We start from the raw sequence: 19,922 nt of genomic DNA on the forward strand, positions 1-19,922 counted from the left end.
GGGTGGGACGTACGGTGACGGGCGCGCGGGGAGACCAGGGATGGGTCAGCCGGAGTACGACAGGACCGAGAAGCCGCTGACCGAGCAGCTGGCCGCCATGGGGTGGACGCACCTCCAGGGCGGCCCACCGCACGGCACGGTCACCGACCCGGGCGCGTCCGGGCGGCAGAGCTTCACGCAGGTCGTCCACGCACAACGGTTCCGGGACGCGGTGGCCCGGATCAACCCGGGGCGTGACGGGAAGCCCTGGCTGTCCCGTGCCCAGCTGGACCACCTCCTCGCACGGGTCCAGGGCACGGCGCCGGGATTCGGGCGACCGGGCCGGGGTGTCGCGGGCAACCTCGACGCGACCGAACTCCTGCGCAAGGGGATCAACTCCAAGACCGTCCCGGGCTGGACCAAAGGCGATCCCGAACACATCAGACTCGTCGACTGGGGTAGCGAGTTCGAGAACGGCAACGACTTCCTCGCCGTCTCGCAGTTCCGGGTGGAGCGCAAGAATGCCGGAGACGCCATCCCGGACGTCGTGCTGTTCGTCAACGGCCTGCCCTGGGTCGTCATCGAGTGCAAGGCCCCCTTGGTCTCCGGTCGGCAGGAACAGCGCGCGGCGCTGGACGCGGCCGTCGAGCAGGTCATCGGCTACGCGGGTGTGGAAGCCCCCGCGCCCGTTGCGGAGTTCGTACGGTTCGCCCAGGTGCTGATCGGGACGGACCGGGACCACGCCGAGCTCGGCACCGTCACCGCCGACTCGCTGCGCTTCGCACCATGGCGCACCACGCTGCCCGCCACCGAGGAACAGGTGCGTGAGGAGACGGGCAGGCGCAGCGGCACCCCGCTGAGCGACCAGGACATCCTCGTGGCCGGCGTGCTGCGACCGGCGCACCTGCTCACCCTGGTCAGGGACTTCACCACCCAGGCCGGGAGCGGTCCGCGTACCGTCAAGATCATCGGCCGCTACCCGCAGTTCAAGGCGGTGCACAAGCTGTCCCGGCGTCTGCTGGAGCGACGCCGGAAGATCGCGGCGAGGGAGCCGGTCGACCAGCGGGGCGGGGTCGTCTGGCACACCCAGGGGTCGGGCAAGAGCCTCACCATGGCGTTCCTCGTACGCCATCTGCGCAGCACACCCGGTCTCGACGGGCACAAAGTCGTCGTGGTGACGGACCGGCTCGATCTGGAGAAGCAGATCAAGGGGAGTCTCGCCGCGAGCGACCAGAAGATCCACCGGGCGACCAGTGTGGCGCAGGCGCGGACCCACCTCGCCGTCGACGTGCCTGACCTCGTGCTCGTCACGTTACAGAAGGCGCGCAGGGACGACACGGAGGACGACGGCCGGGAAGAGAAGCTTCCTGAAGGGGACGACGGCGAAGGCCATCTGTACAACAGTGTCCAGAACCCGAGCCCGGACATCGTCGTCCTGATCGACGAGGCGCACCGGGGCCAGGACCGCTGGCAGCACGCGCGGCTGCGCGCCATGTTGCCGAACGCCACCATGGTCGGCTTCACCGGGACGCCGATCCTCAGCAAGCACCGGAAGACCACCGAGGACATCTTCGGCAGCTACGCCGACACGTACACCCTGCGCGACGCCGAGCGGGACGGGGCCGTGGTCCCGGTGCGGTACGAGGCGTACAGCGTTCCGCTGGAAGTGGTCGAGAAGGCGGCGTTGGACGCCGAGTTCGACGAGAAGGTGCCCGCAGACCCCGTACAGCGAGAACGCGTCCTGGAGAAGTTCGCCCGGCGCAAGGAGATCCTCGAAGCGCCCTCGGTGATCGAGGCGAAGGCCGACCACATGCTGCGGCACTGGGCGCGGACGGCGCTGCCGGACCGCTTCGGCGCCCAGCTCGCCGCCGTTTCCCGGCTCGCGGCGGTGCGCTACCGGGATGCCCTCCTCGCGGCGCGCGACCGGCTGGTGGCACGTATCGACGCCCTTCCTCCGGACCTCGTCCACGATCCGATCGCCGCCTTCGAGGCCGAAGGGGAGGAGCGCGAACTGCTGGACCTGGTCGCGCACCGGAACGTGCTCAACTCCATCGACGCCGCCGTGGTGATCTCCGAGGCCCAGCCGAACAGCGGGCGCAAGGACCCCGAGGAGTGGAAGTGCTGGACGTCGAAATCCCGGCAGGACGACTTCATCGGGCGCTTCCAGAAGGGCATCGGTGATCCGCTGGCCGCTGCCGAGGACCCCGCCTGGGAGGCGGCCACCCACGGGACCTCGGCCTCCGGCCTGGGCACGCCCGGCGGGACCGGGGAGGTCTGGGACCCGGACGGGCGGCAGGCGGGACTGCCGACGGCCGAGCAGGAGGAGCCCGGCGAGGAACCCATGGCCTTCCTGGTCGTGCAGTCGATGCTGCTCACCGGCTTCGACGCCCCCGTCGAGCAGGTGCTCTACCTTGACCGTGCACTGTCCGGCGCGGGTCTGCTCCAGGCGGTCGCCCGTACCAACCGCCCGTACCCGGCGAAGCGGTGGGGGCAGGTCGTCGACTTCATCGGAATCGGCCCGGAACTCGCCCGCTCGCTGGGTGAGTACGAGAAGGCGCACCTGCGCGAGCTGTACGGCTACGACATGTCCGTCGACCACCTCGACAAGAGGACGTTCACGGGAGAACAGCCCGTCCGTGACCGGCTGCTGCTCCAGGCCGACGAGGCGGCCGAGGCCCTGCTCGCCGATCTGCGCACCCGCGTCTCCGACTTCCTGGGAGCCCTGGGCGTCACGTCGCTCACGGTGGAGGAAGAGCGCGAGAATCTGCTGGCCACGCTTGAGGACCCGCTGCTGCGCAACGATTTCGACGAGCTCGCGCGTGACTTCCTCACCGCACTCAATGCCGTACTGCCGAGCCCCGAGGCGCTGCGGTACGAGGCGTTCGCCCGTCTGCTCGGCGAAGTCCAGTACCTGGCACGCCGCCGCTACCTCGACGGGCGCGACGACTTCAGCCCGCGCCGCTACGGTGCCAAGATCCGGCAGCTGATGGCGCGGCACCTGCGGGTGACGGAGATCGAGCAGCGGATTCCGCCCGTCGAGCTCACGGCCTCCGATTTCATGGAACGGGTCAATGCCAACAGCGACGCGCGTGCCCGGGTCTCCTACATGACCGGTTCGGTCCAGCTCCGGATCACGGCCGAGATCGGTACGGACCGGGCCCGCTACACCCGGTTCAGCCGACGTCTGGACGAGATCGTGCAGCGCATACGGGACGACTTCGAGAAAGCCGCTTCCGATCTGGCCCAACTGGTCGGCGACATGAACACGAGTGACGCCGGGGACGCCGGCGCCGGCACCGGTCTGGACCCGCTGACCGAGCGGCCGGTCCATGGGTTGCTCGTACAGGAACTGGAGGGAGGCGCGCTGATCCCGCCGGGTGTCGATCTGATGGCAGCCGCCCGTGCCCTCACCGTGGAGATCGCCGGGCACGTGCGCTCCCCGGACATCGTGCACCTCCCGGACACCCGGGACCGGGTCCGCAAGCTACTTCGTGTCAGCCTGGAGACGCACATCTCATTGGACTGGGAGGACACCGGCCCGCTCGCCGGGCACCTGGTGGAGCTGGCGGTCGAGCGCCGTGCCGAGTTCCTGCGGCACGAGGAGCAGAACGGGCGCTGAGCGGGGGCCCCGGGGGATCCGAGCTGCGAGGTGGTAGGAATGCCAGCGTGAGAACTCCCGTCCACCAGGCGATCGCGGCGCTCCCCGTGCCAGGGGAGTGGACGTGGCAGGTCGTCGTGCGGCCTCGGCGACGGACCCTGGGCATCGAGATCGGCGAGGGCGGGGACGTCCTCTTCGCCGTACCGCCGGACGCCGACCCGGCGGCAGTCGCACAGGCCGTACGGACGCGGCTTCCACGCCTGGCGCGCGAGGTACGGCGCAGGCGGACCAGACCGGGCGAGCCGGTCAAGGAAGTCGTCGGAGGGACCAGCTTCACTTACCTGGGACGGCGCCACCGGCTGAAGCTTCTGCCACAGGACGAGGGCAGCCGGGTGCGGCTGTACCGGGGCTGGCTGGAGCTGCCCAGGCCGCAGACGGCCGGTGAAGGCGCACATCGGATCGCACAGTGGTACGAGGGATGCGGCACCCGGTGGCTCGCCGCACGGCTTCCCACGTACGCGTCACGCGTCGGGCTGCCCACACCTCCCGTCGAGGCTTGTGACCTCGGCCCCCGGTGGGGGGCTCTGGGGCAGGACGGCAGCATCACAGTGCACTGGGCGGTTCTGCAACTGCCGCCGTCGCTGGTGGACCTGGTACTCGTACACGAACTCTGTCACCTGCGTGCGACCGGTCACGGTGCGGCCTTCCGGCGGGAGGTACGGCTCGTGCTGCCGGATGCCGACGCACGCGAAGAGCTGTTCGCGAGGGTGGAGCCGGGATTGTGGCGCGGAGCGATCCGGTAGGGACGGTATCGCCGCAACGAGGCCGAGACAGTCGTTGAAGCGCGGTCTGCCGAAGACCCTCGGCCTAGACGAGCCCGTTGAAATCCTCGCTCGGCACCGCGGCGAGCGACTACGTACCGCGGCCATCCTCGCAGCGGACCGGCTCTCGTTCTTCACCCTTTACTTCGACGCCACCGGAACCGAGCTCTTGGCGTGCAGCGGTGTCAAACGCTCTCCGATGCCCAGTACGAAGGACTCGTTCGAGCCCTGAGGCGGTGTGCATCACCCACCCACTGCCCGACCACCCAGCTGCTACTACCTGCGGCATCTCAGCTCTGAGCAGCAGGTCATGGAGACAGGTAATGCCGATCTCAACTGCAGCCGGGTGTCACGGGACAAGGCTTAGACCGCCTCCTGCGCGACTGCCGGCGCCGTGGTTTCGTCTTGATCCAGTCGCCGCGCTGAACTCAGTGCTTGTGCTGCAGTTGTGAACCGGTCCGCAGGGACAGGTGCCGTCATTTTGTTCAGCAGGGCGGCCAATCCGGGGTTGAGGTCACGACGGGCCATCTCTCGCAGATCCGGAACGTTGGTCGGCTGTCCCTCGACGCCCAGTACTGCCTGGAGGACGCTCAAGCCGAGCTGGTATATGTCGAGCTCAGGACTCCAGACGTTGCCGAGGCCTTCAGGCGGCATGTAGCCGTCCGTCATGCTTCGAGTCACGACGTCCGTGGCCGCGCGCACGGAGATGTTGAAGTCGATCAGCACGGCGCCCCGAGCAGTGATCATGATGTTTTCAGGCTTCACGTCACGGTGGACGAAACCGTGACGTGCCAGTTCCAGTTCGTTCATCTGCTCCTGTGTGATTTCGCTGAGGGCGCGAAGCTGGCGTACGCGATCGTCATCGGGGTGGAACGCGACCATGGCGGAGAGTAGTTGTGTGAGCCAGGTGATGGCTTCACTCTCCGAAGCTCGGGTCGATCTGGTGCAGTAGTCACGCAGGGTGCATCCGGTGAGAAGTTCCATCACCATGAACACCACACCACCATCGCTCGTGCCGTGATCCAGCACCTTGACGACACTGTCGTGGTTGATTCCTTGGAGTGGAGCGAGTTCTCTCTGCAGGGCACTGAGAAGGCTGTTCTTGAAAACCTTGAGGGCCACCAGCTCTCCATGGGGGGAGCGTGCCGAGTAGACGCTCGCAAACCCGCCCGGGTGACCGATTACCGCAACTACCTCATAGCCTGAGAGGACCTCTCCGGGGCGTAGGCCGTGGGATGCATGGGGGGAGGCAGCAGCCTTCTGCTTGACCCTGCGCTGAAGGGAGGTCTGGACCAGTTCGATCTCGATCTTTGTGCACTGCTGGAGGGCTTCGCACAGACCGTAGCCCGTCAAGTGCGCGGTGTCGGAGGGGAAAGCCTCGGCGTACTCGCGATATTCGCCGAGACGAGCTTCCGCGAGCAGCTCCAGAAGGAAGTATTCGTTGGGGTACTGCTCCTCGAGGATGGCGACTACCTGGCTCAGGAGTGAACTGCGCTCTGTGAAGAAGCTGTCGACCGCCCCGCGGACGTGCTCTGCCGTGACGATGGCTTCGGCTTCAAGTCGCGGGATGGATCGGTGGACCAGAGAGGCAAGCGCCCGGACCAGCGCAGGATGGCCACCAGTTGCGGAGAAGACCCGCTCGACTGCCTCGGGGCGCCAGATCAACCCCATTCTCTGCCCGAGGTCGACCAGGAGACTGCGAACGTCCTCGGCGGGAAGTGGCTTTAGATAGCTGATGGAGAAGTAGTTGTAGACGGGGCTTTCTACACCTTCGATCGAGTTGCGTTCGAAGATGCTGGGGTTCGTGCCGGTGACGAAGAAGCTGAGCCGGTCGGGGTACTGCTGATCCAATCCTCGCAGGAGTCGCCAAGCTCGGACGAAAGCGTTTCCCCATTGCGACCCGGGGGCGATGGGGGACAGCAATTCGATCTCGTCGAACATCAGTACCAATTTGCGTTTGCGCTGGGAGAAAAGGAGGCGCATGTCATGATCGAAGAGCTCGAATACGTGGGATGCGTCGGGGATGGCTGAGAACAGGCGGTACTGGCCGAACAGTTGAAAACCTTCGACTCGCCGGATCTGCCGATGTGAGTCGTAAATGGATTCGCCGAGGTTCCATAGAAGGTGCTCGGCTGTTTGCTTGATGGCGTCGATGCGCTCGACGTCGACGTGTGCAACATAGACGGCGTCATCATTGCGTAGCGCGGTCTGCAGGCGATACATCAGAGAGGTTTTGCCAATTTTACGTAGACCGAAAATTCCAACGTGGCCGCCCCCGCTGCGCAGTCTTGTTACGATCTCCTTTACGATAACCTTTCGGCCGAAAAAGTCTTCCGACCGATGGACTGCGGAAGGCAGGTCGTACAGGTCGCGTGAGTACAGTCGATTTTTCAGTGAAGCGATGAAATCTTTTTCGCCGTAAGGTTTGAACTGTGAAAATTCTGAAACGCTGAAGCCAAGGAAGATGGTGTCAAGAGTTTCGGCGGTCTCCATGGCGTGCTGCTGAGTGTTCGGGTCGTGCGTGATGACGATCGAGAAGTCCTCACATAGGCGAGGCCGCTCCTGCAGGATTACTTCTGCGGCCTGTGTAATGGTGCGGGCCTGGAATTCAGCGGACTGTACCGCCCATACAAGTACCTCTCTCGCTGTACCGAAGGACTGCCGCAGCGTCCCTGGCAGCTTCAAGTACAGGGCCCAGCGGGAGCCGTTGGCCTCTTCTTTCACCCAGACGATGATGAACCCGGCTGCGCGAAGCACGGTTGCGACACGTGACCGTAGGTCGCTCTGCTGCAAGAAGTCGGTGATTCGCTTCTCGTCGATTGCCATGACATCCCCTCACGCCTTCGCGACGACCTGATGGGCCGTCAGCCCCCACTCAGCTATATACACCCCACCTGAAGGCGATGGTGACGGTTTGGGAGAAGTGCGTGGCTTTGCTTGCTCCTGGATCCGCTGGTCCGATCGCGGGACGGATCCAGTGTCAAGGCTTGGATCCTCGGCCCGAAGCAGGCCGGCGTACTGGCATCGGGCAGGAATCGCCCCGCCGCGACGTCCGACCCCTGTACGGACGCGGCGACGAGGCGGCTCAGGAGGCCCGGACGGCGAACACGTCCCGGGCGAAGAAGTCCGCCAGGACCGGTGCGATCGCCTGCGGCGCCAGCTCCCGGTTCTGCCCGGTCAGGGTGCGGTGCCGCGCCCGGGGGAGCGCAGCCGCGAGGGCGTGGGTCATTCCGCGCATCGGGTCGGGACTGAGCCCGCCGCAGATCACCAGCGTGCGCGCCGTGACGGTCGCGAACCGCTCGGCAGGGACCGTGCCGTTGCCCAGGAGCGCGTCGTCGTACGCCAGGGTGTGTGCCAGCGCTTCCAGCCCCTTCCACCGCGGGACGTCGACGTGGCGCATACGGGCGATCGTCTCCTCCGGGACGCCGGTCCGGGACATGTACAGGGCGACGGCCCCGTCGCGGTCCCCGATGGACAGCATCCGGTGCAGCCGGGCCGTGCAGCGGGAATGTGGAGCAGACCGGCCGGCCCCGGGGTGTACGGCGGCTCGCAGCCCGCGAGCAGATCCACCGGCAGCCCGGCCGCCTGCGCCTCCAGGGCCAGCGCCCCGCCCGACAGCATGCCGAACAGGGACACCCGCTCACCCGCCCGCCCGGCCACCGCGGCCGGGTCCTCGGCCTCCCGGCGGACCGTGTACGGCCCGCCGTCACCACTGGCGCCGCGTCCCCGGCGGTCGTACGTGAAGACCGTGAAGTGCGGTGCCGGCAGAGCGGCCAGCGGTTCCTCGGCCGCCGCGGTGCTCAGTGCCCCGCCGACCAGGACCACCGGCGGCCCGTCGCCCCGCCGGCGGTACGCGATCGACGTGCCGTCACGGGAGGGAATCGTGTCCATGTGAGGGTGGACCGTACCGCCGTGCGGAACTCATCGCCCCGGCGGAGACAACTTGCTGACGGTCAGTCGGACACCACGTCCGTGGCGTAGAAGCAGAAGTGGTCCTTGATCGCGGCGACTTGCTCCTTCGGCTCCGGGTAGGCCCAGACGAGATCCGCGGCACCCGGCAGCGACCAGTACGAGGCGTCCCCCTTGAACGGACAGTGCGTACGGGTGTCCGAAGGGGTCAGCAGGTCGGTACGCACGTCCTCGGGCGGCAGGTAGTAGCGGACGGGACAGCCCGTCTCGCGCAGCACGAGCGGGCGGTGGCTCTCGGCGAGCACCGAGCCGTCCCGGATCGCGCGGACGTGCACGGAGGCGGCTTCGACGGTGATGGTGTGTCCTGCGGTGGAAGTCATATGTCCTTCAGCCGCCCGGGAAGCCGGTTTCTTCCCGGGCCGGAGGCCGGTCGTACGGTGTCCCCATGAACATCTGCGTCTTCCTCTCCGCCGCCGACCTCGACGACCGCTACACCGTGCCCGCCCGGGAATTCGCCGAACTGCTGGGCCGGGGCGGACACACCCTGGTCTGGGGCGGATCGGAGAGCGGGCTCATGAAGGTCGTCGCCGACGGGGTGCAGGCGGCCGGCGGGCGGCTCGTGGGCGTGTCGGTGGACTTCCTCGCGGCGAAGGCCAGGACGGACGCCGACGAGATGGTGATCGCCAAGGACCTGGCCGAACGCAAGGCGCTGCTCCTGGAGAAGGCCGACGCCGTCGTCGTCATGGTCGGCGGCACGGGAACGCTCGACGAGGCCACGGAGATCCTGGAGCTGAAGAAGCACGGCAAGCACACCAAGCCCGTCGTCCTGCTGAACACGGCCGGTTTCTACGACGGCCTGCGCCAGCAGTTCCAGCGCATGGAGGACGAGGGCTTCCTGCCGCTGCCCCTCACCGACCTGGTCTTCTTCGCCAAGGACGGCGTCGGGGCGCTCGCCCACCTGGAGGAGTCGGCCGGCCGGCGGTGACGCCCCGTGCCGGACTGCGGTGACGCCCGGAGCGGCCGGCGGTGACGCCCCGCCGGGATGACAGCATGAGGGCATGCCTACTCACCTCATCACCGGCGCAGGCTCCGGTATCGGAGCGGCCGTCGCCCGCCGGCTCCTGGAGCGCGGCGACGAACTCGTGCTGCTCGCCCGGGACGCGGGACGCGCCAAGGAACTGGCCGCGCTCCACCCCGGGGCGCGCACGCTCGTCGGCGACCTCGGCAACCCCGACCGGCTCTCCTGGGCGTTCGGCCAGCAGCCGATGCCCGAACGCCTCGACTCGCTGCTGCACATCGCGGGCGTCGTCGAGCTCGGCCGGATCGGCGACCTCACTCCCAAGGCCTGGCACCTCCAGCTCAACACCAACCTGATCGCCCCCGCCGAACTGACCCGTCTGCTGCTGCCGCAGCTGCGCGTCTCGCACGGCCACGTCGTCTTCGTGAACTCGGGCGCCGGACTCGACGCGCACGCCGAGTGGGGCGCGTACGCCGCGAGCAAGCACGGACTGAAGGCCCTCGCCGACTCGCTGCGCCACGAGGAGCACGCGAACGGGGTGCGGGTCACCTCCGTCTTCCCCGGGCGCACCGCCAGCCCCATGCAGGCCAAGGTCCACCAGCAGGAGGGCAAGGAGTACGACGCGTCCCGCTGGATCGAGCCCGAGTCGGTGGCCACCACGATCCTGCTGGCGACCGACCTGCCGCGCGACGCCGAGATCAACAACCTGACGGTCCGCCCCGGCCACCGATGAACCGGGGCCGGTACGGCCCGTAGGCTCTCCGCGTGAGCGAGAAGAGCAAGTTCAGCGGGTGTGCCGCCACCGGGGTCGGGTCCATGCCGGGCGGCGACGCACGGGAAGCGGCCAAAACCGTCGCCGGATCCTTCGCCGACGGGCAGGGCATGCCGTACCTGGCGGAGCTGCCCGCGCGCGGCCCCGGCGCGGACATGACCGGGCGGACCATCGGACTGCTCGTCGAGATGTACGGCCACGTCGAGCCCAGCGGGTGGCGGATCAGCGACCGCCCCGGCCGCGACACCCGGCGCGCCCGCTCCTGGCTCGGCGAGGACCTCGACGCCCTGGAGGAGTACACCCAGGGCTACGAAGGGCTGCTCAAGGTCCAGGCCGTCGGCCCCTGGACCCTGGCCGCGGGCCTGGAACTGCGGGGCGGCGAGGCGATGCTCGCGGACCCGGGCGCCTGCCGTGACCTGGCCGGTTCGCTGGCGGAAGGGCTGCGCGGCCACCTCGCGGAGGTCCGGCGGCGGGTGCCCGGCGCCGAGGTCGTCCTCCAGCTCGACGAGCCCTCCCTGACCGCCGTGCTGCTCGGCCGGGTCAGGTCGGCGAGCGGATACCGCACCTACCGTGCCGTGGACCGCCAGGTCGTCGAGGACGCCCTCCGCGAACTGCTCGCGGTGAACGCCGGGGGGCCGACGGCGGTCCACTCGTGCGCCCCCGAAGTGCCCTTCGCCCTGCTGCGCCGCGCCGGAGCCGACGCCGTCTCGTTCGACTTCTCCCTCCTCACCGAGCGTGAGGAGGAGGCGATCGGGGAAGCCGTCGAATCCGGCACCCAGCTCTTCCTCGGCGTGATTCCCGGAGTCGACGCGGCCTCGACCGCATTGTCGGACCCTGGCGGTAGCGTCATGGGTGTCAGGACGTTGTGGAGCAGGCTGGGGTTCAATCCGGGGACTCTCACCGAGTCCGTCGTGATCACCCCGTCCTGCGGGCTGGCGGGGGCGTCGCCCGCGTACGCGCGCGCCGCGCTCACCCACTGCGCCCGGGCCGCGAGGTCGCTCGCAGACAACCCTGAGTAACGGGTCAACGGGAGGAACGGGACGATGGCCGGCGAACAGCAGGCACAGCAGCCGACGGGTGTGCCGACGGAGGCGCGGGAGCAGCACGCGCTCCTTGCCGAGCAGATCGAGGAACACCGCTTCCGGTACTACGTGAAGGACCAGCCCGTCGTCAGCGATGCCGAGTTCGACCGGCTGATGCGTGAGCTGGAGGCAGTCGAGGACACGTACCCCCAACTGCGTACGCCGGACTCGCCGACCCAGAAGGTCGCTGGGCCCTACACCACGGAGTTCACATCCGTCGAACACCGCGAGCGCATGCTCTCCCTGGACAACGCCTTCGACGACGAGGAGCTGACCGCCTGGGCCGAGCGCGTCGCCAGGGACGTGGGCACGCCCGGACACCACTTCCTGTGCGAGCTCAAGGTGGACGGCCTCGCGGTCAACCTCACGTACGAGCACGGCAGGCTGACCCGGGCCGCGACCCGTGGCGACGGGCGCACCGGCGAGGACATCACGCCCAACGTCCGTACGATCGCGGAGATCCCGCACCGGCTGACGGGTGACCGGATCCCCGCGCTCGTCGAGATCCGCGGCGAGGTCTTCTTCCCGATGGAGGCCTTCGAAGAGCTCAACGCCCGGCTGGTGGAGGCCGACGACAAGCCCTTCGCCAACCCGCGCAACGCGGCGGCCGGTTCGCTGCGCCAGAAGGACCCCAAGGTCACCGCCACCCGCCCGCTCCACATGGTCGTCCACGGCATCGGTGCCCGTGAGGGCTTCGACATCGACCGGCTGTCGCAGGCCTACGAGCTGCTGCGCGAGTGGGGCCTGCCGACCGCCCGGCACAACAGGGTGGTCGACTCCCTCGACGGCGTACGGGAGTTCATCGCGTACTTCGGCGAGAACCGCCACTCCGTGGAGCACGAGATCGACGGGGTCGTCGTCAAGCTCGACGAGATCCCGCTCCAGGGCCGCCTCGGCTCCACCTCGCGCGCCCCGCGCTGGGCGATCGCCTGGAAGTACGCGCCGGAGGAGGTCAACACCAAGCTGGTCAACATCCGGGTCGGCGTCGGACGCACCGGCAGGGTCACGCCGTACGCCCAGGTCGAGCCCGTCGAGGTGGCGGGTTCCGAGGTGGAGTTCGCCACCCTGCACAACCAGAACGTGGTGAAGGCCAAGGGTGTCCTCATCGGCGACACGGTGGTGCTCCGCAAGGCGGGCGACGTCATCCCCGAGATCCTCGGACCGGTCGTCGACCTGCGCGACGGCAGCGAGCGGGCCTTCGTCATGCCGTCCGAGTGCCCCGAGTGCGGTACGGGCCTCCGGCCCATGAAGGAGGGCGACATCGACCTCCGCTGTCCCAACGCGCGCTCCTGCCCGGCCCAGTTGCGGGAACGGCTGGCCTATCTCGCGGGCCGCAAGTGCCTGGACATCGACCACTTCGGCTATGTCGCCGCCGCCGCCCTCACCAAGCCGCTGGAGCCCGTCGAGCCGCCCCTGCGGGACGAGGGCGACCTCTTCGGCCTGACGGTGGAGCAGCTGCTGCCGATCCGGGCCTACGTCCTTGATCCGGACAGCGGGCTCCCCAGGCGTGACCCGAAGACCGGCGAGGAGAAGATCGCGACGGTCTTCGCCAACCAGCAGGGCGAACCGAGGAAGAACGCCCTGGGCATGCTGGAGGGCATCGCGGCGGCCCGGCAGGCCCCGCTGGCCCGGATCCTCACCGGGCTCTCGATCCGTCATGTGGGCCCCGTGGCCGCCGAGGAGCTGGCCCGGCAGTTCCGGTCCATCGACCGGATCGACGAGGCGTCGGAGGAGGAGCTGGCCGCCGCGGACGGGGTCGGCCCGATCATCGCGGCGTCCGTGAAGCAGTGGTTCGCCGAGGACTGGCACCGCGAGATCCTGCGCAAGTGGCGGGAGGCCGGGGTCCGGACGGAGGACGAGGGCGCCGGCGAGGACGAGGGGCCGCGGCCCCTCGAAGGCCTCACCGTCGTGGTCACCGGGACTTTGGCGACGCACACCAGGGATGGCGCGAAAGACGCGCTCCAGAGCCGGGGCGCGAAGGTGACCGGTTCCGTCTCGAAGAAGACCTCCTTCGTGGTGGTCGGGGAGAACCCGGGTTCGAAGTACGACAAGGCGATGCAGCTGAAGGTCCCCGTCCTGGACGAGGACGGCTTCGCCGTGCTCCTCGCCCAGGGGCCGGACGCGGCACGTGAGGCCGCTGTGCCCGCCGATGCGTGATCGAGGCGCGATCGAGACGCTGCCGGGGAATGGCCGTGGGTGACGGGGGAAGAGAGCGGACGTGAGGGGAGCGAGAGGTCCGGTCCGGCCGGCCGGAACCACCCGTTCGGCGCACATCAGAGGGTGAGGGGGCCAAGGTCCGCATTCGGGCAAGAGCTGTAGAGCGCTGCCCGTACGGGCCCTCGGCGGCCTACTGTTGAACGTGTACCTGCCGTGCCCGGCCGCGTGGTGGGAATCGGGTCGTGGTGGCATGGGAGCGGAGGCCACCATGGGACATCGGCACCGCCGGCTGTGAGAGGGACGGAATGAAACCGACCGAGAGCGCCGCACCGGTGTCGCGGCTGCAAGGTTTCGCGGGCCTCACTTCGAACGTGGGGGCCGTCGTCGTGGCGGTCGCCGCCGTCCAGCTCGCGACCGGCTTCTACCGGACGGTCCGCGACGGACACGCACTCTTCCCGGACGGCACCGCGGGCTGGTCGCTCGCCCTGCTCACCGGAATCATCGTCGGCCACCTGGTGGCCCTCGGACGCGACCGCTGGTGGGGCGGCACCGGTTCCGGTGCCGCCCTCACACTCGCCGTGCTGCTGCTCTACGGCTGGGTGCCCGCGGGCCTGGTCAGCCTCGTCGTCGTGGTGCTCGTCGGCACGGCCAGACGGCATCGCTGGCGGCAGGGACTGCTGCACGGCGCCGTGGACATACTCGGCATCGGGGCCGCCGCACTGGTCCTTTCCGCCTTCGGCAACGTACCGACCGTCGAGACACCCTGGCGCCCGCTCCACTGGGGCATCGACGCCGTACCGGAAGTCCTGCTCGCCGCGTCCACGTACCTCCTCGTCACCCGGGTGCTGCTCTGGTGCGCACGGGCCTCGCAGAGCGGCGGACTGCCGACGATCGCCCGTACCGCGCTCCTGCGCCAGGGGCTCGTCGCGGTCGCCCTGCTCGGCATCGCCCCGCTGATCTGTGTCGTCGCGTCGGCCGTACCCGTGCTGCTGCCGCTCTTCGCGATCCCGTTGATCGCCCTCGACTCCACGCTCTGGATCGCCCGCGCACGGGCCGAGGAGCAACTGCGGGACCCGCTGACGGGACTGCCCAACCGTCAGTGGCTGCTGGAGAGGACATGGACGGCGCTGGAGGAGGCCGGGAGCACCGGCACCCGATCGGCCCTCGTCCTCATCGACCTCGACCGGTTCCGCGCCGTCAACGACACCCTCGGCCACCTGGCGGGGGACCGGCTGCTGCTCCAGATAGCGGACCGGCTGCGTCTCGCCCTGCCGCGCGGAGCGGAGGCCGCACGGCTGGGCGGCGACGAGTTCGCCGTACTGCTGCCGACCGCCGACTCCATCACCAGCGCCCAGCGCGTCGCCCGACATCTGGTCGCCGAGCTGTCCTCGCCCCTCGACCTCGACGGGCTCACGCTGGTCCTGGAGGCGAGCGCCGGCGTCGCGGTCCACCCCGAGCACGCGCTGGACGCCGAAGGGCTCCTCAGGCGCGCGGACGTGGCCATGTACCAGGCCAAGCGGGACCGTACGGGCGTCGAGGTGTACGAGTCGAAGCGCGACAGCAACACCCCGGACCGGCTCGGTCTGCTGGGCGACCTCCGGCGTGCCCTGGACGCCCAGGAGGTGGAGCTCCACTACCAGCCGAAGGTCCGCTTCGACGGCCAGGTCGCCGGTCTCGAAGCGCTCGTACGCTGGGTGCATCCCGAGCGCGGGCGGGTCCCCCCGGACGAGTTCATCGCGATCGCGGAGTCCTCCGGCCTGATGCCGCACCTCACCGAGTACGTGCTGGAGACGGCGCTGGCCCAGGTGGCCCGGTGGCGTGCGCAGGGACTGTTCGTCCCCGTCGCGGTCAACGTGTCGCCGCGTGACGTCCACACCCCAGGCTTCGCGGGCAGCGTCGCGGCCCGGCTGGCCCGGCACGGTGTCCCGGCCGGGGCGCTGCAGCTGGAGATAACCGAGCACGTCCTGCTGGAGGACCCGCAGCGGGCCGCCGACACCCTGGCCGGACTGACCGGGCACGGCGTGAAGATGTCCCTCGACGACTTCGGCACGGGCTACTCCTCGCTGGTCCACCTGCGCAAGCTGCCCGTCAGCGAACTCAAGATCGACCGCTCGTTCGTGGCCCGGCTGGCCGTCGACAACGAGGACGCGGAGATCGTCCGCTGCACCATCGACCTGGCCCACTCGCTCGGCCTGCTGGTCGTCGCCGAGGGCGTCGAGGACGACGAGACCTGGGAGCGGCTGCGGGACCTGCGCTGCGACGCGGTCCAGGGGTGGCTCGTCGCCGCCGCGATGCCGCCGCAGGAGACGACGGCCTGGCTGCGGGCGCGCGGCGAACACGGCTGGAGGCGGCCGGCGGAGCTGGCAGCCGCTGCTGCCGCTGCCGCCGCGGCGGTGGCGCCCGAGCTGGAACCCAGGCCCGCGGGACGCGCGCTGAATCCCGGTCCGGCCACGGCTTGACGGGCGGCCTGAAGCGCCAGGGCGACCTGGTGGCCGATTTGTCCTCAATCGCCGGTCGGGCCCGACGGGGCCCGACCGGGATTGTGAGGCGGCGGGCGGGGAAGCAGGCGGGGCAGCGGGCGGCGACCCCATAGGATTGGGCCAAAACCGCACACCAACCCCTGAGGATCGCTGCATGCCTGGCATCACGCGCGAGGAGGTCGCCCACCTCGCCCGGCTGGCGCGTCTGGAGCTGAAGGGCGAAGAGCTAGAGCACTTCGCCGGTCAGCTCGACGACATCATCGGCGCGGTCGCCCGCGTCTCCGAGGTCGCCGACCAAGACGTACCGCCGACCTCCCACCCGCTGCCGCTGACGAACGTCATGCGCGCGGACGAGGTCCGTCCGTCGCTCACCCCCGCGCAGGCGCTCTCCGGCGCCCCGGCCCAGGAGCAGCAGCGTTTCAAGGTGCCGCAGATCCTGGGGGAGGACTAAAAGTCATGACGGACATCAGCACCATCATCAAGCTCACCGCGGCCGAGATCGCCGCGAAGGTCGCCTCCGGCGAGCTGACGGCCGTCGAGGTCACCGAGGCCCACCTGGCCCGGATCGACGCCGTCGACGAGAAGGTCCACGCCTTCCTGCACATCGACCGTGAGGGCGCGCTCGCGCAGGCCCGCGCCGTCGACGCCAAGCGTGAGGCGGGCGAGAAGCTCGGCCCGCTGGCCGGCGTGCCGCTCGCGCTCAAGGACATCTTCACCACCCAGGACATGCCGACCACCGTCGGTTCCAAGATCCTGGAGGGCTGGATCCCGCCGTACGACGCGACCCTCACCAAGAAGCTGAAGGCCGCCGACGTCGTCATCCTCGGCAAGACCAACATGGACGAGTTCGCCATGGGGTCCTCCACCGAGAACAGCGCCTACGGCCCGACCGGCAACCCCTGGGACCTCACCCGGATCCCCGGCGGCTCCGGCGGTGGCTCCGCCGCCGCGCTGGCCTCCTTCGAGGCGCCCCTGGCCATCGGCACGGACACCGGCGGCTCCATCCGCCAGCCCGCGGCCGTCACCGGCACCGTCGGCGTCAAGCCCACCTACGGCGGTGTGTCCCGCTACGGCATGGTCGCCTTCTCCTCCTCCCTCGACCAGGGCGGGCCCTGTGCCCGTACGGTCCTGGACGCGGCGCTGCTGCACGAGGCCATCGCCGGCCACGACCCGCTCGACTCGACGTCCATCGACGCCCCGGTCCCGCCGGTCGTCGAGGCCGCGCGCAACGGCTCCGTACAGGGCATGCGCGTCGGTGTCGTCAAGCAGTTCGCGGGCGAGGGCTACCAGGCCGGTGTCGTCCAGCGCTTCAACGAGTCGGTCGAGCTGCTGAAGTCGCTCGGCGCCACGGTCGTCGAGCTGGACTGCCCGTCCTTCGACCTCGCGCTGTCGGCGTACTACCTGATCGCGCCGTCCGAGTGCTCCTCGAACCTGGCCCGCTTCGACGCCATGCGCTACGGCCTGCGGGTCGGCGACGACGGCACGCGGTCCGCCGAGGACGTCACCGCCCTCACCCGTGAGGCCGGCTTCGGCGACGAGGTCAAGCGCCGCATCATCCTCGGTACGTACGCGCTCAGCTCCGGCTACTACGACGCGTACTACGGCTCGGCCCAGAAGGTCCGCACCCTCATCACCCAGGACTTCGAGAAGGCGTTCGAGCAGGTGGACGTCATCGTCTCGCCGACGACGCCCACCACCGCCTTCCCGATCGGCGAGCGTGCCGACGACCCGATGGCGATGTACCTCGCGGACCTCTGCACCATCCCGACCAACCTCGCCGGTAACTCCGCCATGTCGCTGCCCTGCGGCCTGGCCCCGGAGGACGGCCTCCCGGTCGGGCTGCAGATCATCGCCCCCGCCATGAAGGACGACCGGCTGTACAAGGTCGGAGCCGCCGTCGAGGCCGCCTTCGTGGAAAAGTGGGGACACCCGCTGATCGAGGAGGCTCCGTCACTGTGAGTGCAATGACCAAGAAGGCCAAGAACTTCAAGAAGTCCAAGTCCGGCGTGTACCTGTCGCTCGGCACCACCGCCTTCGGCGCCCTGAGTGTCGCGAAGCAGGCCAAGCTCGCCCGCCAGGAGAGCGACACGCTCCGGCTCATCGACGCTGCGGTCTCCGCCGCGGCGATCGTGACCGGTCTTGCGATCCTCTACCGCGAACTCAAGCGTCTCGGCGACGACGACGTCCTGCTGGGCTGAGAGGGAAAGTTTCACCGTGACTGTCATTGACCTGGAGTCGTACGAGGACGCCCTCGCGACGTACGACCCCGTCATGGGCCTCGAGGTCCATGTCGAGCTCGGCACCAAGACCAAGATGTTCTGCGGCTGCTCCACCGAGCTCAAGCAGGACGCCAACTCGCAGACCTGCCCGGTCTGCCTCGGACTGCCGGGCGCGCTTCCGGTCGTCAACGAGATCGGCGTCGAGTCCGCCATCAAGATCGGGCTCGCGCTGAACTGCGAGATCGCCGAGTGGTGCCGCTTCGCCCGGAAGAACTACTTCTATCCGGACATGCCGAAGAACTTCCAGACCTCCCAGTACGACGAACCGATCGCCTTCGACGGCTATCTGGACGTCCAGCTGGAGGACGGCGAGATCTTCCGCGTGCAGATCGAGCGCGCCCACATGGAGGAGGACACCGGCAAGTCGACGCACGTCGGCGGGGCCACCGGCCGTATCCACGGCGCCTCCCACTCGCTGCTCGATTACAACCGTGCGGGCATCCCGCTCATCGAGATCGTCACCAAGCCGATCGAGGGGGCCGGCGCACGCGCCCCCGAGGTCGCCAAGGCGTACGTCGCCGAGCTCCGCGAGCTCATCAAGGCCCTCGGTGTCTCGGATGCCCGGATGGAAATGGGCCAGATGCGCTGCGACGTGAACCTGTCGCTGCGCCCGCACGGCCGCGAGAAGTTCGGCACGCGCTCCGAGACGAAGAACGTGAACTCGCTGCGTTCCGTCGAGCGCGCGGCCCGCTTCGAGATCCAGCGCCACGCCGCGGTGCTGAACTCCGGCGGGACGATCGTGCAGGAGACCCGGCACTTCCACGAGGAGGACGGCTCCACCACGGCCGGCCGCATCAAGGACAACGCCGAGGACTACCGCTACTTCCCGGAGCCGGACCTCGTGCCCGTCGCCCCCGCCCGTGACTGGGTCGAGGAGCTCCGCAAGGGCCTTCCCGAGCTGCCGCGGCTGCGCCGTGCGCGGCTCAAGGAGGAGTGGGGCGTCTCGGAGCACGACATGCAGTCCATCCTCAACGCGGGCGCGGTCGACCTGATCGTCGCCACGACGGAGGCCGGCGCTCCTGCGGACCAGGCCCGCAAGTGGTGGATGGGCGAGCTCGCCCGCAACGCCAACGAGACCGGCCGCGGTCTCGACGAGCTGGGTGTCACCCCCGCGCAGGTCGCCCGGGTGGCCGAGCTCGTCGCCTCGGGCGACCTCAACGACAAGCTGGCCCGGCAGGTCCTGGAGGGCGTCCTCGCGGGCGAGGGCGACCCGGACACCGTCGTCGAGAAGCGCGGCCTGAAGGTCGTCTCGGACGAGGGCGCGCTGGGCACGGCCGTCGACGAGGCGATCGCCTCCAACGCGGCCATCGCCGACAAGATCCGTGGCGGCAAGGTCGCCGCGGCGGGCGCGCTGGTCGGTGCGGTCATGAAGGCCACCCGCGGCCAGGCGGACGCGGCACGCGTGCGCGAGCTGATCCTGGAGAAGCTCGGCGTCGAGGGCTGATCCCGGGACGGCCCGGCGCCGGAGGGCCGAGGCCTTCCGGGGGAGATGTGTGAACGAAGGGCGGTGCACCCCGGGCCACGGGGGCACCGCCCTTCGTCAGCCGCACCGGCCTTCGCGTGACGCACCGCCTTCCGTGTGAGCCGCGCCCTCGGTGTGAGGCGCGCCCTCGGTGTGAGCCGCGCCCTCGGTGTGAGGCGCGCCTTCCGTGTGAGCCGCGCCCTCGGTGTGAGCCGCGCCCTCGGTGTGAGGCGCGCCCTCTGTTCCGTGTGACAGCGGTGCCTTCCGTCGAGTCCTGTGACCATGGCCACGAAACGGGCAAATGATCACGATTCGCTGACAGAGTGAGTCATCCCAGGTCATGAGACTTTTGCGGGATGTTTCCC

The 19,922-nt window shown here is 69.3% G+C and carries 13 protein-coding genes and 1 pseudogene; 11 read left to right on the forward strand and 3 right to left on the reverse strand.

Going from position 1 to position 19,922, the window contains the following annotated elements; all coding sequences use genetic code 11:
• Positions 1-40: 40 nt before the first annotated feature.
• Both OG524_RS25880 and OG524_RS25885 read left to right on the forward strand, forming a co-directional pair.
• A complete protein-coding gene (locus OG524_RS25880) occupies positions 41-3,598 on the forward strand; it encodes a type I restriction endonuclease subunit R (protein ID WP_405811752.1) in 3,558 nt (1,185 codons plus the stop codon).
• A 47-nt stretch (positions 3,599-3,645) separates the two neighbouring features.
• Positions 3,646-4,380: a M48 family metallopeptidase gene (locus OG524_RS25885; protein WP_405811753.1), complete on the forward strand. Its 735-nt coding sequence runs from the start codon at positions 3,646-3,648 to the stop codon at positions 4,378-4,380.
• 381 nt (positions 4,381-4,761) lie between these two features.
• Here the strand turns inward: OG524_RS25885 and OG524_RS25890 are convergent, their stop codons facing one another.
• From OG524_RS25890 to OG524_RS25900, 3 genes and pseudogenes are all read right to left on the reverse strand, one after another.
• Complete coding sequence (locus OG524_RS25890) at positions 4,762-7,224, reverse strand: protein kinase domain-containing protein (RefSeq protein WP_405388471.1); 2,463 nt, start codon at positions 7,222-7,224, stop codon at positions 4,762-4,764.
• 259 nt (positions 7,225-7,483) lie between these two features.
• Positions 7,484-8,289 (reverse strand): annotated as a pseudogene (locus tag OG524_RS25895) (alpha/beta fold hydrolase).
• A 62-nt stretch (positions 8,290-8,351) separates the two neighbouring features.
• Positions 8,352-8,687, reverse strand: a complete 336-nt coding sequence (locus tag OG524_RS25900; RefSeq protein ID WP_405388470.1) for a DUF427 domain-containing protein — start codon at positions 8,685-8,687, stop codon at positions 8,352-8,354.
• Positions 8,688-8,752: 65 nt separating this feature from the next.
• Between OG524_RS25900 and OG524_RS25905 the strand changes: the two genes are divergently transcribed.
• From OG524_RS25905 to gatB, 9 genes are all read left to right on the forward strand, one after another.
• Positions 8,753-9,292 carry a TIGR00730 family Rossman fold protein gene (locus OG524_RS25905; protein ID WP_405388469.1) on the forward strand — a complete coding sequence of 180 codons (540 nt, stop codon included), beginning with the start codon at positions 8,753-8,755 and terminating at the stop codon, positions 9,290-9,292.
• 73 nt (positions 9,293-9,365) lie between these two features.
• Positions 9,366-10,058, forward strand: coding sequence for an SDR family oxidoreductase (locus OG524_RS25910; RefSeq protein WP_405388468.1), 693 nt, complete (start codon positions 9,366-9,368; stop codon positions 10,056-10,058).
• A 32-nt stretch (positions 10,059-10,090) separates the two neighbouring features.
• Complete coding sequence (locus tag OG524_RS25915; RefSeq protein WP_405811754.1) at positions 10,091-11,116, forward strand: methionine synthase; 1,026 nt, start codon at positions 10,091-10,093, stop codon at positions 11,114-11,116.
• Between the two features lie 24 nt (positions 11,117-11,140).
• On the forward strand, positions 11,141-13,336 hold the full coding sequence (gene ligA / locus OG524_RS25920; RefSeq protein WP_405388466.1) for an NAD-dependent DNA ligase LigA: 2,196 nt from the start codon (positions 11,141-11,143) through the stop codon (positions 13,334-13,336).
• 305 nt (positions 13,337-13,641) lie between these two features.
• The gene (locus OG524_RS25925; protein ID WP_405388465.1) at positions 13,642-15,795 is read left to right on the forward strand and encodes a putative bifunctional diguanylate cyclase/phosphodiesterase; all 2,154 of its coding nucleotides are present in this window, start codon (positions 13,642-13,644) and stop codon (positions 15,793-15,795) included.
• A gap of 175 nt (positions 15,796-15,970) precedes the next feature.
• Positions 15,971-16,267: an Asp-tRNA(Asn)/Glu-tRNA(Gln) amidotransferase subunit GatC gene (gatC, locus tag OG524_RS25930; RefSeq protein ID WP_014048481.1), complete on the forward strand. Its 297-nt coding sequence runs from the start codon at positions 15,971-15,973 to the stop codon at positions 16,265-16,267.
• Positions 16,268-16,272: 5 nt separating this feature from the next.
• Positions 16,273-17,775 (forward strand): Asp-tRNA(Asn)/Glu-tRNA(Gln) amidotransferase subunit GatA, encoded by a 1,503-nt coding sequence (gene gatA, locus OG524_RS25935; RefSeq protein ID WP_405388464.1) that lies wholly within the window; start codon positions 16,273-16,275, stop codon positions 17,773-17,775.
• A gap of 5 nt (positions 17,776-17,780) precedes the next feature.
• Complete coding sequence (locus OG524_RS25940; protein WP_327122222.1) at positions 17,781-18,014, forward strand: hypothetical protein; 234 nt, start codon at positions 17,781-17,783, stop codon at positions 18,012-18,014.
• 16 nt (positions 18,015-18,030) lie between these two features.
• Positions 18,031-19,539, forward strand: coding sequence for an Asp-tRNA(Asn)/Glu-tRNA(Gln) amidotransferase subunit GatB (gatB, locus tag OG524_RS25945; protein ID WP_405388463.1), 1,509 nt, complete (start codon positions 18,031-18,033; stop codon positions 19,537-19,539).
• Positions 19,540-19,922: the final 383 nt, after the last annotated feature.

Origin of the sequence: Streptomyces sp. NBC_01520, from assembly GCF_045040375.1 — a bacterium.
Lineage (GTDB): Bacteria > Actinomycetota > Actinomycetes > Streptomycetales > Streptomycetaceae > Streptomyces.